The sequence below is a fragment of the Leifsonia sp. NPDC058194 genome (assembly GCF_042883605.1).
Lineage (GTDB): Bacteria > Actinomycetota > Actinomycetes > Actinomycetales > Microbacteriaceae > Leifsonia.
Genome location: NZ_JBHVVL010000006.1, coordinates 36,891 through 50,788 on the forward strand (window position 1 = coordinate 36,891; position 13,898 = coordinate 50,788).

Sequence of the window (13,898 nt, forward strand, 5' to 3'; positions counted from 1 at the left end):
GATTACTACTACTACTACTACTACTAATTTGAGGACGGCGATGACCGACGCAAGCGCCCGAGAACGAGTCCACACCGCCGCCGACGACATCGAGCGCGAAGGCGGCAAGCCCACCGTCGCCACCGTGCGGGAGCGAGCCGGCGTCAACAACGCGGATGCGACGCGCTACCTGCGCGAGTGGCGTGAGGCGCAAGCGTCCTCCGGTGCGAAGATCGCGGCGCTTCCGGCCGCACTCGTGGAGCAGTCGCAGCGGGTCGCCGGGCTGATGTGGGCTGAGGCGTCCTCGCTGGCGTCGGCATCCCACGCCGCGGTCGAACGGGAGTGGGGGGAGCAGGCGAGGCTTCAGGAGAAGGAGATCGCGGAACTCGTCGAGAACCTCGACGCGGCCGATCGTGCTGCGGCCGCCGCCGCCGAGACGCTCGCATCCGAGCGCACTGCCTCAGAAGCAGCGCTGGAGGAGGCCCGGTCCGCGGAAGCCCGTGCGCTGCACGATCTCGCGGTGGCCATCGACACCCGCACAACCGTGGAGAGGCAGCTGGCCGAAGAGCGCGCCACGAACAAGGCGCTGCGTGAGACGCTCAACGCCCTCATCGCCCGTATCCCCGCGGCAGACGAAGGAAAGTAGCTGCCGCTACTCTTCGCCGGCTGCCTTCAGCACTGCTTCGCGAGCCAGTTCCAGCGGGATCCGCTCCTGTTCGATGCGACGGACCTTGGTCCACGACGCGTGCACCAAGTCGAGGTAGAGCGCGCGCTCTTCTTCGGACAGACGAAGACCAGGCCGAGGATCGCGCGGCTTCAACTGCTGCCCGTTCTTATCGACGTGGGTGCCGAACCTCTCCCACCGAGTGAACGACTCGGAGTCCATGAAGATCGAACGCGCGGGCACCCCGGCGTCACGGAAGCCATGGAGGATCTCCAGGCCGTCCGCGTCCATGTCGCCCCAGTAGATGACGACCGGAGCATCGACCAGCCAGTCGAAGGCCGCGAAGGTGGCTCCTCCCCTACCGACGCCTTCGACGCTGATCGCGCCGGGGACGTCGGGGAAGTTGACGGCGGTGTCCTTGTTCTCGGAGATGATCACCACCTGTGGGGCGTACGCCGGAGCGAAGCGGTCTCCGACGCTGGCGCTGTCGTGCTTGCGTCCTCCCCGCGCCAAGTGCTCCGGGTCGAGATAGCTGAAGTGGATCCTCGGCGGATGGTTCCGCGCGAGCTCCAGGCTGGGCTTTCCAGCGAGCTCTGCCACCAGATGCTGCCGGGTGTTCAGCCACTTGGCGTGGAAGCCCTCCAGCGGCACCTGGCGCGGGGTGAGCCCCGCGGCCGAGTTCGTCGAGAACCACGCGCCGGCCCTCAGCAGCAGCTCGAAGTCGACATCGTCGAACCGGTCGGTCGCCTTCAGGAAGCCTGACCTCTCGGTCAGATCGGGGAACCGTTTGCGCAGCGCCCCCAGCCGATTCCGGCCCCGCCGCAGTCGCTCTGGCCACTCTCCGCCGCAGATGTGTGCGGCCTCGTCGATCGAGGGGACGGACAGATGCGAGGGAATCGAGTGGGAGACCGCGCCGATGCGTCGGGTGCGGTCCACGAGCTCGACATCGAATCCGCGAGCCCAGGCGCGCCAGTCCGCGGTGAGGTTCACCACGGTGGTGAAGTCCGCCTCGATGGCGCTCGAAGACGCTGAGGAGAGCGAGAACCGGTGCGGCCACGCAGCCTCGGCAGCCTCACCGGCGACGGTCTGCGCCCACGTCTGCTGAAGCCGCCGCTCGATCTCGCGGACGACGTTCGTGGGCCGCTTCACGCTGTGCTCGTCTGATCCAGGCCGCGGATCTCCAGCACATAGGACCGGTGGGTGCTGAGGTTCTTCGCGATCTCCACGATGACGTCCGCGTGCGGCTCCAGCGCGGGGGCCTTGTCGACCGGGGCACCGATGATCAGCTGGAAGCCGAGGCCCCGCCATGCCTGGACGGCTCGCGACGTGAACTGGCCGTCCGCCTTGATGAACCCCTCATCCAGGAACACCGGCGCGAACCGGGGCTTGGCACGCTGCTGGTCACCGAGCTGGAAACGCAGGGCACTGCCGACGATGAACGCGATCAGCTCCTGCATCTCGCCGCCGCTCTTGCCCTGCAGCGACCGGTAGATGCTGAGCGGCTCCCCGTCGATGTTCCGACGCTGGGCGGTGATCTCGACGTGCCGACGAACATCCAGCAGCCTGTCGCGGTCCACGACCTCCACGAGCTCCCGCGGAAGCCGGATGTCGTCCTTGCGCCGGAGCTGGGCCATGAATCGGCGGAGTTCCTTGAAGGCCTGCTCCAGCTGAGCGTCGTCGAGCCCAGTGGTGGCCATGCGCGCGTGCTGGGCGAGCTCCTTGCGGAACTTCACCACGGCGTCGGGCTGCAGCCGGCGCAGGTCGATGAAGAGCCGGTCGTTGGTGGGACCGAAGGGCAGGTCGCGCAGGATCTGGTTGATCGGATCCAGGCGGTCCTCGATCTCCTCGATTGCGGCCGTCAACGCGGTCGCCAGCTGCTGCAGGTGCTGTCCGCTCCACACCAGCAGGCGCCGTCGCCACTCTTCGCGGCGCTCATGGAGGCCCGACCTCAGGATCTCCTCGAGGATGCCCGCGAAGTCGTCATAGAAGTCGATCGTCATGCCGAGGTTCGAGTCATCCCACAGCCCCAGGTACCGCCTGAAGATCCCCTCGATGAACTGGGTCAGGCGAGTCACCTCCTCGCGGGCCTCCGTCGCGCGCTTCCCCAGCACGATGCGCAGGCGACTGACCTGACGGTCGAAGGACTCCGGAGTCTCGGACTCGCCCAGGAGCACCTGCGCCCACAGGTTGTCCAGGTCCTCGGCAAGCTCGTCGCGGAGGGTGAGGACGCCTTCGTTCTCGATCCGCTCGAGGACGGGGTTGATCCGGTCCTCGGCCTCCACCAGACCGCTGTGTGCGTTCTCCAGGTCCTCGATCACCTTCTCCCGGCCGTGGCGCCCACGCTGGACCTCTTCGATCTCCTCGCCGAGAGACTCGATCTCCTGGTCCAGCGCGGCGAGCACGTCGTTGTTGGCGCGGATCTCGTCTCGGCGGCGGGTCAGCTCGTCCCGCTCTGCGACGGCCGAGGCAACGTCCAGATCCGTCCAGGCCTCGTTGGTCAGGAGACCGTAGGCCTCCTTCTTCGCGCCGAGGGCAGAGATCTCTCTGGCGATCCGATCGGCTTCCTCGTCGGTCGACGCCTGCTGCGCTTTCAGGCCCTCCTTCTCCAGGGTCAGTTCTTCGCGAAGGTCGGCGTTGTCGAAGCCGATGACGTTGCGCGACGACTGGCGTCCGTGACTGCCGGCCCTGCCGCGCCGGGTCTGGCCGGCGGCCGTGATGCGCAGCTCGTCGCCGTCCAGCTGCGAGGGCCCGGCGACGCACAGCGCGTCGCGCGAGGGATGCGACACGTACTCGGTCACCCACGACTGGTACGGCGACTCCTTGAAGAGCAGCTTTCCGGCGATGTGATCCGGCTCGAAGATCGGTTGCCGCTGGTCCTGCGACCGGTAGACACCCTCAAAGTGGAGTCGCCCCTTCAGGTGCAGCGGATCGATGGCGCGCGAGAAGTGCTCCAGGTGCTCGAGCGGGACGAGCATGCGTCGGGCGCCGCTGTACAGCGACGTCTCGATCGCGGTGCGCCAGTACTCCTCATCGGGCATCACATCGATCAACTCGGCGACGAACGGGAGGTCGGAGATCGCCAGGCCGGACACCTCCGCCGCTGCCTGGCGCATGTCGTGCAGATACTGGTCGACACGGCCGGCGCGGGTCTTGAGGGACTCCAGTTCCGCGCGGATCTCCTTCAACCGGTTCTGGACAGGCCAGCGACGCGAGAGAACCTCGTCGCGCGCGGCACTCAACCGCTGGTGTTCGCCCGGGTGCGCCGCCAGGAAGGCGCGTCCGTTCTCCTGGACCTGCTCGAACTCGACCTGGGTGACCAGCCGTGCGTCCAAGATCGTCGTCGCCGCGACGAGCCGGGCGCGCCGTTCCTCGCGGGACTGCATACGCCCTTCCGCGATCGCGATCTGATTGCCGAGTTCGCTCAGCAGGCCGCCGCCCTGGTCGTTGTGCGCCTTCCGGGCCGCCTCCAGCTGGCTCTTGAGCCCGTTCTCGCGTTCGGTGAGCGACGACAGCTCGGTGCGTGCTTCGCGCGCGGCCGCCCGGTTGGCGTCGACGGACCTGCTCAGGATTCCGCTATGGCGCTGCAGTCGCCACAGCCCCGCCGGCGTGGTCTCCGCATCCAGCGAGCCGAGCTCGTCGTCCGTCTCGATCGCCTTCTGCGCCATCACGAGCGCATCGTGCGCGCTGGTGATGGGCCCGAGCAGGTCCGCGCGGGCCTGGGCAGTCACCATCTCCTGGTAGACGTCCTCCAGCCGGTCGAAGTGTTCGATCGCCGCATCCGCCTTGTCGTAGGAGTCCGGCTTCTCGATCACGAGCTCCTTGTAGAGCCGGTCGACCGTCGGGATGTCCTCACTGGCCTGGATGCGCGCCAGCAGCCGCAGCGCTTTGGCGCCGTCACCGCCCGCGCCGATGCCGAGCTTGACGAAGAGCGCCTGCGCGAACGAGCTGTACGAGTCGTACGTGTGCATCTCCGGCCAGACGGCCTTCAACTCGCGCGGGGGGAAGTGGTTGTCGCCGATTCGGGCGAACTCCTTCAGCTCGCGCAGGTCGAACGCGTCGTTGATCGTCATCATCCGCATGCTGATGTCGCCCGTGCGCGATGCACGGGACGGCACGTAGTAGGCCCGCATGGCGGTGAACCGCTCGCCGGCGTCGCTGACGAAGGTCATCGCCACGGCGCCCCAAGTGGGCTCGCCACGGCCGCGGAGGGTGGCGTCGACGACCTCGCCTTCTTCGAGCGTGTCGTCGAGCTTGCCGCGCAGATAGCTCAGCAGGTTCCGCTGGTCGCTTGAGCGAGCTCGCCCGCCGCCGGAGTCGTTGGAGGCTCCGTTGAAGGCGACGTTCGGCGGCATCATCAACGCGATCTCCGCGTCCATGAAGGTGCTCTTGCCCGCACCGGACTGTCCGCTGAACAGCGTCACCCCGGGGCCGAAGGAGGCGCTGGCGTGGCCGTGGAAGCCGCCCCAGTTCACCACCTGCATCGTCTCTGCGCGCCACTGCAGCTCGGGTGTCTCGATCAGCGCCGAGATCTGCTCCATGAGGCTCATTCGGACTCCTCTGCCGTCGATACGGCCTCGCTGTCGGACTCGGATTCGGTGCGTACATTGAGCCAGGCCAGGAGGTTGTTCAGCGCCGTCACGGGAAGCATCGGCTCGATCGCCGGCGAGATCCGCCACACGCCGTCCTCGTCGGTCTTGACCAACAGCCCCGCGGTCTTGAGCGCACCGATCGCGCGCTCTCCCCTGCCGTCGTCAGAGACCCGGTCGGTCGCCGACTCCGGCCGGTTTTCCTGGAGGTACTCCAGCATCTCCGCGCGACTGACCCGTGCGTGCAGTTCCCCACGAGCCTGCTCGTTCCGCGCCCGGACCCGGAGGTAGACCAGCAGCGCTGTCTCCTCACGTGGCCAGCGGGTGTCGTGCAGCAGGGTGGGAAACTCACGGCCGCCAGAGCTAGAGACGGGGCGCTTGTAGGCGACCTCGCGGTCCAGGTTGATCACCAGCTCGAGGAAGAGGTCGTTCAGCCTCTCCGCGATCGCCTTCCTAGACCTCACGATCGCCCGCCACTCCGGAAGATGGCTCTCGGAGGTGATGAACCTGTTCTTCAGCAGCACCACGAGGGCTTTGCGCTCATCGAGCTCCAGCCCACCCTCGTCGCCATCGAAGAGGGCGTGGGTGGAGACGATCGCATCGCCTTCGGCATCGCCTTCGGCGTCCGCCGCCGTGTCTTCCGGGTCCCAGTCGCGCTCTTCCTCGACCGCGTTCGGATCTTGCTCGATGAACGTCACAGCTCCTCCTCATCGGGGCCGTTGTCCGGCGCGAACTGCGGGACATTGAGGGTACGGGTCGATCCGTCGGGACGGATCGTGAAGTAGGTCTCGGACTGCTCTGTCCGTGTCAGCTCGTCGCTGTTGGTCGCCAGATGCAGCAGCCCGAGCACGTCTACCGGCCGACGAAGCTCGTCGGGCAGCTCGGAGAACAGAGCGCCCAGGCTCCAGCCGCCCGCGCGACCTTTCGCGTCTTCGAGGGCCGCATGCAGCTCGGCCATGCGGGGGCCGCCGAATCGGCGCAGCTCGTCGAGCGAGAGACCATCAGGTCGCTCGTCATCCGCTGCATGAATCTGCGGGAGCGGGACGTCGTCGGAGGGATCGTGAAGCCGTTCCCGCAGGTGGGTGATGTCGAGCTCGTCGGGCAACAGGCTCACCCCCGCGGTTTCGCGCACGCCGGCCGTCGCGAGCCAGGCGGACACGGCGCCTTCCAGTGACCGCAGAACGCGGTCGAGCTCCCGGTCCTTCGCTGCGTCCCTGGTCGTGATGTAGGTCCGCAGCACATCCGTGATCCGGCTCCGCTGGTCCAGGACCGAGTCCAGTCCCTGCCTCAGGAGGGGCACGATCCCGCGCAGCTCCTGCCGGTCCCGGTCCATCAGGAACGACTCGCCCTGCTCGATCAGGGCGCCGACGTCCTTGCGGAGCTGGTCGAGCAGGTCATCGTCGCGCAGGAGCGCAAACGCCCCCTCGAACGCTCGACCCTCGGGCGTGGCGGTGATCAGCTGGTCGACTCGCTCGAGATACCGATCGATGACCTCGCCCGGGACGCGACGTTCCGCCCGGAAGTCTTCCAGGATCTCTCCGCGCACCTGGCGAAAGGCTTCCTCGACCCGGGTGAAGTCGGAGGGCAGCTGAGAGACGAGCGAGAGCAGCTCGTCGAAGCCCTCGAGCATACGGTCTTCGGTCATCGCCTGGATGTCGCCGCCGGCCTCAAGCCGATCGCGCTCCACCATCAGCTGGGTGATCTCCGCGTCCAGGATCGCGATTCGGGACTGCCGGTCAGGGTTGCTCTCCCGGTTGATCCGCCTGGCGGTCGCGACGATGTTCGCGATGCGGTGCTCGCTCAGACCTGTGCGCTCCTGGCGGAGATTCGCGATGAAGTCGAGCGACTGCTGCGCGTGCGAAGTGAGCGAGTAGACCTCGCTGCCGTCCGACGCCGTCGACCGGATGAGCCATTGCGCCTTCGTCCAGCGCAGGCACACATCGCGCCCCGAGCCTGACGGGACATCGACGAGCCCCGAGGTGGCCATCTCGGCGATCAGGCCCTCGACCTGGACGTGAAGCCTCGCCGTCGGAACCGACCGGGTCTCACGCGAGAAGCAGGCGTTCAGGATGGCGACCACCACCGGCGCTTGCTTCTGATTCAAAAGCGACAGCGTCGGCTGCTCGAATGCGGCGGAAACCCGCACAAGCTCGCCCGTGATGTGGCTCACCTCGTCGGTCCCCTCGCCGCTGGATGCTCTCGTCTCGCCCAGCATGGCAGCGACCACGGACAATTCGTCCTAAGCGACGGGCTCACTTCGTGCGAGCTCGGCCGCAGACCCACCCGCACGAGATCACGTAGCTACCGGAGGCCTTGCGGCGTTACGGTTCAGGCATGGGCACGCTCATCTACGCCGGATCGAGAGAGATCGCGTTCGATGACCGGACGCTCGCCCACCTGCAGATTGCCATCGGTCTGAAGCTGCGTCGTCAGGAGGGCTTCTTCTTCGCGTGGGAAGACGGGGTCGACGGCGGTGGCGGCCGCGGCGCGGTCTGGATCGATCACTCGATCCCTCTGCTCTTCCGTTACGAGAGCGTGCAGGCGCCCAAGATCAGCCGCGAGTGGCTCGAGGAGTTGACCGCCAGTTCGAACAGCTCTCAGGGGTTGGTGCTGGCGGATGAGCGTCGATAAAGGGAGCCAGCCCGGCCCTAGCGTCCCTCTGCTTGCATCTCCAGATCCCTGATCGCCGCACGGCGAGGTCGGATCTTGGCTCGCCACTCGACAAGCGCAGTTGACGAGGCCAGCAGAGACTGCGACTCGTGTCGACCTCCTCTTGTGGTGGCGGTCGCCACCGCGGATCTAAGCGCCGCCGACACGCGCCGGTCGCGTCCCCTCTTGGTCGTCAGGATGAAGACCTCGACGGCTGAGGTGAGCGCGCCAGATCGAACTGCCGGAAGCGCTTCAACTTCCTCGTCCATCTGCTCCGGCGATCCGGATGGGGCGCTGTAGATATCGTTCGCGGCATCCTCCCGATCGAGCAGTGCATCGCTTCGCGCGGCGATCGCGATGGAGATCTCGGCTACGGCTCTGTCGAGGGCTTGCGAGTACCGACCCCTACCCTCCACGACCGAAACCAGCCAGACGCCCACGACGCCAACGACAGCGCCGGCCGCGGTTGCCGCGAGCGTGATGAAGAAGGTCGCCCACTGGTCTCCGTTCATGGCTGGACGATACCCGGCCGCGCCGGGGCGGAGTCAAGGCCGAAGCGAACGGGAGTGCTTTGGGCTGCGGGCCACGTTCATGGCCCCGCAACCAGCCAGAGAGCGCTGCGACACGTCGCAGCCGGGATCCATCAGAGAGAGTCAGATGCCCCCTCCAATGCAGTCATCGCCAGAGCGGGCTCTATCAAGCCGCTCGCGGTGACTACCCCAGCTGTACCTTGTCCAGGACGTCAATCCCGCCAGAGAGGCCAACCGACGATGAACGAAGAGATCAAGCACGACGACGTCGTCCCGAAAACCACGCCCTGTCCCTCGGACTCATCCGCTGTGCGTGACGAGGACGGCTGGTGCTCCAAGCACGGCTGGGACTGCGCGGACTTCCGCATGTTCCTCGCCGACGAGGACCGTTAGGCGGGGCCTCCGTCAGCAACACCTTCACCTGCAGGGTCCGTTCCCAGCCCCGCAATCAGCCAGAGAACGCTGCGACAAGTCGCAGCCGAGAAGTACTTCGAGGACTGCATAACCTCAGCCATCGATTCCTTCCGAGACACCAGAAGACCCCCGTTGCCACGCGCAGCGGGGGTCTTCGTCTCGCAGGACCACAGCTTCCGCCCTTGAGGGCGCCACCCGAACGGAGACCCGTATGTTCGTATCCTTCTTCGAGACCCCCGAGGCCGAGGTCGCCCGTCTGGCCGAAGCGCCGGTGGGCTCCAAGCTCCACGCTCTCTCGTTGCTGCCGGTGAACATCCCCGGGGTGCTCGACGACCTCATGATCGAGCTGCCGCGCGAAGCCGGCTGGAACCACACCGTCGTCGTGGTGCCCTTCAAGCGCATCCAGCGCTCCGAGGAGGAGCGTGCCGCCCGCACGATGCCCTACCGCCGCCACGACGGCTGGTGGGACTGCATCGTGATCGCCTCCGACCACCCGAGCTACCCGGTGGGCGGCTACCGGGTCTCCGTCCCGGAGGCCGAGCTCGTCCGTGGCACGCTGCGCACGCTCGAGCTGGCGACGTCGCCGGCTGTCGCCGCAACCGTCTGAGAAGAGGGGCACCATGGCAAGGAAGACCAAGCCGACACCCACCCTGGCAGAGAAGGCGGGGCAATGAGCCAGATCCAGAAGTTGTCCCCGAAGTCCACCCGTCAGCTCGCCAGGGATCTGAACGAGCCGACCATCACACGAGCATGGGTGGACAACGGCTTCGACCACAACGTCGTCATGTTCACGACGTGGGATCACGAGCACGGGTTCTACAACCGCCGGACAGGCCAGCGAGGAGAGCCGCTCCCGGGCGGCGGCGGTTGGCATCTGCCCTCCTGCTACGACGACCGCGGGCAGCTGCTGCTGGACTGCGACCCCTTCGAGGACGACGGTCGCTGGCCAGTGCAGGGATACGACCGATGATCTCCACTCCTCCGCAGCCCGGAGTTCACCATCGTCATACCGAAGGGACGCCCACCATGGCAGCGAAGACCAAGCCGACACCCACCCTGCCGGTCGCCGAGGACAGCAACTGGGCGCGTGCCTTCGGCAGTGGCAAGGACCTCGCCCGCATCCGCGGCTACGTCGAGCAGAACCGCCCGGTGTGGTGGGCGCTCTGGGGCTTCTACGGACGCTTCAAGGACGTCGCGCCCAAGTGGCACGTCTTCGCTGGCCGCACGCGGAGCGAGGATCCGGACAAAAAGTGGGAGTTCACATGGCAGGCGCTGTGCGGCTACAAGTACACGCGCTCCGCGCTGATAGACGACGCGCCACGGACCAAGGTCCAGGCGCCGAAGAAGGCCGAGCGCTGCACGCGGTGCGACAAGGCGCTGAATGAGATCCGTGCCGCGGGCCTGGCGAGACGCCCCACCTAGTGGTCGGAACCCTCCTCTCCATCAGAGAGTTCGGTGGGGGTGGATGCGCGTGCAGGGATGCCGGGTGGAAACGACCGAGCGCTCCGACAGTCCAACCAGGAGGTTGCTGTCGGAGCGCTCGGTCGCTTGTGCGGGGGTGTGCTTAGAACGGCGTCTCGTCGTTGTAGCCACCAGCGGGAGCTGCGGCGCCCCAGCCGTCCGCCGGCGGAGTGCTTCCGCCTCCCGGGGTCACGGTCGCCCACGAGTCGACCGGTCCGGTGTCGTTGCCACCCTGTCGCGAGGACTGGGTACGCGTGACCTGGGCAGTGGCGTAGCGCAGCGACGGGCCGATCTCGTCGATCTCCAGCTCAATGGCCGTGCGCTTCTCCCCCTCCTTGGTCTCGTAGGAGCGCTGCTTCAGCACACCCTGGGCGATGACGCGGCTGCCCTTGACGAGGGATCCGGCCACGTGCTCGGCGAACTCGCGCCAGACGCTCGCGCGCAGGAACAGCGCCTCGCCGTCCTTCCACTCGTTGGCCTGACGGTCGAACGTGCGGGGGGTGCTCGCGATGGTGAAGTTCGCGACCGCCAGACCGTTCTGCGTGTACCGCAGTTCCGGATCGGCGGTCAGGTTGCCGATCACGGTGATGACTGTTTCGCCTGCCATTGGTGCCTTCTTTCCGGGTCCCCGAAGACCCTCGCGGAGAACCGCGGATCACATTTCCGATTCAGCGCTCCGGCGACGGAAGCCGCCGCGCAGGATGCGTGGGCACCCCCGCTGTGACAGGTCGTCGTGGAGACGCCCGGCCGAAGAGTCGCCAGCGATTCCCACGAGGACGAATCTTCAAAAATCATCGTATACCAGCAGAAAACACGTTTTCACTCGTTCCGGCACCCAATTCGCGGGGCACGAACGGGAACCGCCCATCCACTCCCCCATCTCGAAAGCGAGCCATCATGCCGACCATCGACGCCGCCATCCGTCCCCTACCGACCGAGGAGGAGGTCCACGAGCTGATCGTGTTCCTCGCCGCCAACCACGACGTCGCCGTCGCCGACGGTCTCCACGAGAAGGCCGAGCGGTTCCAGACGATGCTGCGCACCGCCAAGGCGCTGTCGGCCAAGGCGAGCGAGTCCGAGGTCGCGCCGCGAACCCGGTTGGGCTACGTGATCGCGCCCGTGCACGGCAACGAGGTCGGCGAACTGGAGGCGTGCCCGGTGCACGGTCCGTTCGAGACCAAGGACGAGGCCCGCGCGGCCGCCGAGCTCATGAACTACTCGCAGCCCGACCGCGTGTTCGTCCGCCCGCTCTACGCCCACCGCTGACCTACCGCGCAGCCACCCTCGACACCAGAAAGCGAGTCCCAACCATGAGCCGACCGCGAATCAGCCACCTTCCGGACCTCACGCCCACCTCTGACACGCACCTCTACATCGACATGTCGGGGAGCCAGCCCCTCGACTCGCTGCTGCCCGCGATCGCTGCGGAGGTCGACGTGCTCAGAAGTCGCGCGGCCGACCTCGGCCGGCCGTTGAAGCTCTACGTGACCGGCTTCTCTCACGAGATCGGAGACGACGCGCCAGCGATCTGGGTCACCGGGTCCTTCCCGGTTGGCGATGAGCTGGTCCGGATCATCAGGGCAACGCCTCGGGTGTTCGGAGGAACCGACCTCGAGCTCGTCTACGACCGCATCAACACCAGCTACGACCGCAGCATCCGCCACAACATCATCATCAGCGACCTCGAGTGCAACGTCTCACATGAAGCCCTCGCCAACCACCCGCGTCACCTCGACTACACGTGGGTGGAAGGGGTCGTACCGGGTGAGGCATGGAAGGAACGCTTCATCCAGCTGCTGGCCGAAGCAAACCTGCCTGAGCCGCACACCGTCAGCTGATCCACCGACCACGCGGCCGCCGCCGACACACGTCCTCGGCGGCCGCCCTCGTTCACGAAGGGGCCCATCGCCATGAACATCGCCGAATCCCACCGCCTGCGCGCCGCGATCGACTCCATCGGCGTCGATGTCATGGCACTGATCGAGTACGGCTCCCGAGCTCATGGCACCGCGGACGAGAACTCCGACCACGACCTGATCGGCATCTTCGTCGAGCACGACCACCAGCTGTATGGCCTGGAGCGAGCCGAGACGCTGATCTACCGCATCCATCCGGACGGGAAGCTGCAGCGGATGGGGGTCTCTGACGCCGAGACGCGCAGCGGCGCCGACGTGATCGAGCTGAGTCTGCACCCGCTGCGCAAGTTCGTGTCGCTGGCCGCCGGCGGAAATCCGTCCGTCCTCAGCACCCTCTGGGCACCAGCTGTGCTGCAGCTCACCGGTGGCCGCGCCTCGGCTCTGCTGATCGGGCACCGCGACGCGTTCCTCTCCAAGCACGCAGGTTTCCGTCACGCCGGGTACGCCCGCGCGCAGCGGGACGCCCTGCTCGGCCGCACCAATAAGCGCACGAACCGACCCGAATTGGTCTCCGCGCACGGCTACGACACCAAGTACGCCGCGCACATGATCCGCCTGCTGCTGGCCGGTCTGGACCTGGTTCGCGACCGCGCATTCCACCTGCCGATGAAGCCCGAGCAGGTGGAGATCATCCGGGAAATTCGCCGCGGCGAGATCGCTCTGGACGACCTGCTCACCCTCTCCGAGAAGCTCGAGACCGACCTCACCACCGAGACCGAAGACTCCGAATTGCCCGACTCGGCCGACATCGCAGCCATCAACGATCTGTTGCGACAGATCCGAAACACCCACCTTCTCCGCTGACTCCGCAACGCCACCACCGTCCCTTGAAGGCGGTGGAACGCGGAGCGTTTCGGCGGCGCCGCAAGCGAAGCGCGCGAGAACAACTTCAACGACCCGCGCCGACGCGCAGAAGGAGAGCACAGCATCATGGCCGACTACGAGAAGAGCCGCACCGACATCGCGGCCGAAGAGGGCTTCACCGGAACGTTCCAGGGCTTCATCGAATGGCTCGGGGAATCGCTCATCTACGGCGGACTCCGTGTCCACGATCCGGCTCCGGACCAGTGGGGAAGACTGTCCACCACCATCGAGACCTTCACCGGCGGCTTCTCCTCCGACGAGCACCTCCTCGGTCGCCTCCGGTTCAGCCTCTGGCTCACCACGAACTGGGTTCGCAGCGAACGCGGCGGCCTCGACGTGTACGAGTTCCCGGACTGGCTCGTCAACGATCCCGAAGAGCGGGAGTGGCTGGAACCGGATCGCGGCCTGGTCAACGACTTCTACCGAGTCCGCACAGTGCGCGTCTACGACCGCCACGACCGCGACTACGTCGAGCTCGCCTACGACAAGCCGATCGAGGTCGTGCTCCTTGAGCCGAATTTCGACGTCATGGAGCCCAACGCCACGCTCATCATCCGTCCGCACCGGAACCCGCTCCCCGATCCGTTCGCGCCGAAGAAGCAGAGCTGATCCCCTCCTGGAAGGAGGTGGCCAACGATGGCCGCACGAATCCTCCGGACCCCCGCCTCTCCAGTCGCGGGGGTCCGCGGCGGCCACCAGGTCGCCACCGCGCGCCGTGCCCTCTTCATCTACCGCTGCGAGCACTGCGGCCGCCCGTTCCGCTGCACCTTCGCTCAGTACCTCCACGAGGACGGCAGCCACGCTCAGCCGACCGCCGCCTGACCAGAAACGAGAC

Annotated in this window: 17 protein-coding genes; 11 read left to right on the forward strand and 6 right to left on the reverse strand. The window is 66.9% G+C overall.

All coding sequences use genetic code 11. The features are described from left to right. The first annotated feature begins 40 nt into the window (after positions 1–40). Positions 41–625, forward strand: a complete 585-nt coding sequence (locus ACFVU2_RS19060; RefSeq protein ID WP_387877716.1) for a DNA-binding protein — start codon at positions 41–43, stop codon at positions 623–625. Between the two features lie 6 nt (positions 626–631). Here the strand turns inward: ACFVU2_RS19060 and ACFVU2_RS19065 are convergent, their stop codons facing one another. From ACFVU2_RS19065 to ACFVU2_RS19080, 4 genes are read right to left on the reverse strand one after another with little or no spacing between them, the layout of a single operon-like run. After that, complete coding sequence (locus ACFVU2_RS19065; protein ID WP_387877719.1) at positions 632–1,792, reverse strand: Wadjet anti-phage system protein JetD domain-containing protein; 1,161 nt, start codon at positions 1,790–1,792, stop codon at positions 632–634. Beyond that, positions 1,789–5,190 (reverse strand): ATP-binding protein, encoded by a 3,402-nt coding sequence (locus ACFVU2_RS19070; protein WP_387877721.1) that lies wholly within the window; start codon positions 5,188–5,190, stop codon positions 1,789–1,791. The genes ACFVU2_RS19065 and ACFVU2_RS19070 overlap by 4 nt, the downstream gene beginning before the upstream one ends. Further along, positions 5,187–5,927, reverse strand: a complete 741-nt coding sequence (locus ACFVU2_RS19075; RefSeq protein WP_387877723.1) for a DUF4194 domain-containing protein — start codon at positions 5,925–5,927, stop codon at positions 5,187–5,189. The genes ACFVU2_RS19070 and ACFVU2_RS19075 overlap by 4 nt, the downstream gene beginning before the upstream one ends. After that, a complete protein-coding gene (locus ACFVU2_RS19080) occupies positions 5,924–7,456 on the reverse strand; it encodes a DUF3375 domain-containing protein (RefSeq protein WP_387877725.1) in 1,533 nt (510 codons plus the stop codon). Before ACFVU2_RS19080 ends, ACFVU2_RS19075 begins: the two co-directional genes overlap by 4 nt. A gap of 107 nt (positions 7,457–7,563) precedes the next feature. On the opposite strand from ACFVU2_RS19080, the gene ACFVU2_RS19085 reads away from it, so the two are divergent. Beyond that, positions 7,564–7,860, forward strand: a complete 297-nt coding sequence (locus tag ACFVU2_RS19085) for an ATP-dependent DNA ligase (RefSeq protein ID WP_387877727.1) — start codon at positions 7,564–7,566, stop codon at positions 7,858–7,860. A 17-nt stretch (positions 7,861–7,877) separates the two neighbouring features. Here the strand turns inward: ACFVU2_RS19085 and ACFVU2_RS19090 are convergent, their stop codons facing one another. Beyond that, the gene (locus ACFVU2_RS19090) at positions 7,878–8,390 is read right to left on the reverse strand and encodes a hypothetical protein (RefSeq protein WP_387877730.1); all 513 of its coding nucleotides are present in this window, start codon (positions 8,388–8,390) and stop codon (positions 7,878–7,880) included. Positions 8,391–8,648: 258 nt separating this feature from the next. Between ACFVU2_RS19090 and ACFVU2_RS19095 the strand changes: the two genes are divergently transcribed. The 4 genes from ACFVU2_RS19095 to ACFVU2_RS19110 all read left to right on the forward strand — a co-directional run bounded on the left by ACFVU2_RS19095 (position 8,649) and on the right by ACFVU2_RS19110 (position 10,244). Beyond that, positions 8,649–8,801: a hypothetical protein gene (locus tag ACFVU2_RS19095; RefSeq protein WP_387877733.1), complete on the forward strand. Its 153-nt coding sequence runs from the start codon at positions 8,649–8,651 to the stop codon at positions 8,799–8,801. Between the two features lie 232 nt (positions 8,802–9,033). Next, on the forward strand, positions 9,034–9,429 hold the full coding sequence (locus tag ACFVU2_RS19100; RefSeq protein ID WP_387877736.1) for a hypothetical protein: 396 nt from the start codon (positions 9,034–9,036) through the stop codon (positions 9,427–9,429). 63 nt (positions 9,430–9,492) lie between these two features. Next, positions 9,493–9,792: a hypothetical protein gene (locus ACFVU2_RS19105; protein WP_387877739.1), complete on the forward strand. Its 300-nt coding sequence runs from the start codon at positions 9,493–9,495 to the stop codon at positions 9,790–9,792. A gap of 56 nt (positions 9,793–9,848) precedes the next feature. Continuing rightward, on the forward strand, positions 9,849–10,244 hold the full coding sequence (locus ACFVU2_RS19110; RefSeq protein ID WP_387877742.1) for a hypothetical protein: 396 nt from the start codon (positions 9,849–9,851) through the stop codon (positions 10,242–10,244). A 142-nt stretch (positions 10,245–10,386) separates the two neighbouring features. Here ACFVU2_RS19110 and ACFVU2_RS19115 read toward each other — a convergent pair whose 3' ends face one another. After that, positions 10,387–10,890: a single-stranded DNA-binding protein gene (locus ACFVU2_RS19115; protein WP_387877745.1), complete on the reverse strand. Its 504-nt coding sequence runs from the start codon at positions 10,888–10,890 to the stop codon at positions 10,387–10,389. Positions 10,891–11,180: 290 nt separating this feature from the next. On the opposite strand from ACFVU2_RS19115, the gene ACFVU2_RS19120 reads away from it, so the two are divergent. The 5 genes from ACFVU2_RS19120 to ACFVU2_RS19140 all read left to right on the forward strand — a co-directional run bounded on the left by ACFVU2_RS19120 (position 11,181) and on the right by ACFVU2_RS19140 (position 13,885). Next, positions 11,181–11,549, forward strand: coding sequence for a hypothetical protein (locus ACFVU2_RS19120; RefSeq protein ID WP_387877748.1), 369 nt, complete (start codon positions 11,181–11,183; stop codon positions 11,547–11,549). 44 nt (positions 11,550–11,593) lie between these two features. Beyond that, positions 11,594–12,121 (forward strand): hypothetical protein, encoded by a 528-nt coding sequence (locus ACFVU2_RS19125; RefSeq protein ID WP_387877751.1) that lies wholly within the window; start codon positions 11,594–11,596, stop codon positions 12,119–12,121. Between the two features lie 72 nt (positions 12,122–12,193). Next, the gene (locus tag ACFVU2_RS19130; protein WP_387877754.1) at positions 12,194–13,003 is read left to right on the forward strand and encodes a DNA polymerase beta superfamily protein; all 810 of its coding nucleotides are present in this window, start codon (positions 12,194–12,196) and stop codon (positions 13,001–13,003) included. Positions 13,004–13,129: 126 nt separating this feature from the next. Next, positions 13,130–13,672: a hypothetical protein gene (locus ACFVU2_RS19135; protein ID WP_387877757.1), complete on the forward strand. Its 543-nt coding sequence runs from the start codon at positions 13,130–13,132 to the stop codon at positions 13,670–13,672. A gap of 27 nt (positions 13,673–13,699) precedes the next feature. Then, on the forward strand, positions 13,700–13,885 hold the full coding sequence (locus ACFVU2_RS19140) for a hypothetical protein (protein ID WP_387877760.1): 186 nt from the start codon (positions 13,700–13,702) through the stop codon (positions 13,883–13,885). Positions 13,886–13,898 lie beyond the last annotated feature (13 nt).

Bases quoted from the DNA above. Each gene is read 5' to 3' on its own strand.
- ACFVU2_RS19060 (WP_387877716.1), top strand. From the start codon at position 41: ATGACCGACGCAAGCGCCCGAGAACGAGTCCACACCGCCGCCGACGAC.
- ACFVU2_RS19070 (WP_387877721.1), bottom strand. From the start codon at position 5,190: ATGAGCCTCATGGAGCAGATCTCGGCGCTGATCGAGACACCCGAGCTG.
- ACFVU2_RS19085 (WP_387877727.1), top strand. From the start codon at position 7,564: ATGGGCACGCTCATCTACGCCGGATCGAGAGAGATCGCGTTCGATGAC.
- ACFVU2_RS19090 (WP_387877730.1), bottom strand. From the start codon at position 8,390: ATGAACGGAGACCAGTGGGCGACCTTCTTCATCACGCTCGCGGCAACC.
- ACFVU2_RS19095 (WP_387877733.1), top strand. From the start codon at position 8,649: ATGAACGAAGAGATCAAGCACGACGACGTCGTCCCGAAAACCACGCCC.
- ACFVU2_RS19100 (WP_387877736.1), top strand. From the start codon at position 9,034: ATGTTCGTATCCTTCTTCGAGACCCCCGAGGCCGAGGTCGCCCGTCTG.
- ACFVU2_RS19105 (WP_387877739.1), top strand. From the start codon at position 9,493: ATGAGCCAGATCCAGAAGTTGTCCCCGAAGTCCACCCGTCAGCTCGCC.
- ACFVU2_RS19110 (WP_387877742.1), top strand. From the start codon at position 9,849: ATGGCAGCGAAGACCAAGCCGACACCCACCCTGCCGGTCGCCGAGGAC.
- ACFVU2_RS19115 (WP_387877745.1), bottom strand. From the start codon at position 10,890: ATGGCAGGCGAAACAGTCATCACCGTGATCGGCAACCTGACCGCCGAT.
- ACFVU2_RS19120 (WP_387877748.1), top strand. From the start codon at position 11,181: ATGCCGACCATCGACGCCGCCATCCGTCCCCTACCGACCGAGGAGGAG.
- ACFVU2_RS19125 (WP_387877751.1), top strand. From the start codon at position 11,594: ATGAGCCGACCGCGAATCAGCCACCTTCCGGACCTCACGCCCACCTCT.
- ACFVU2_RS19130 (WP_387877754.1), top strand. From the start codon at position 12,194: ATGAACATCGCCGAATCCCACCGCCTGCGCGCCGCGATCGACTCCATC.
- ACFVU2_RS19135 (WP_387877757.1), top strand. From the start codon at position 13,130: ATGGCCGACTACGAGAAGAGCCGCACCGACATCGCGGCCGAAGAGGGC.
- ACFVU2_RS19140 (WP_387877760.1), top strand. From the start codon at position 13,700: ATGGCCGCACGAATCCTCCGGACCCCCGCCTCTCCAGTCGCGGGGGTC.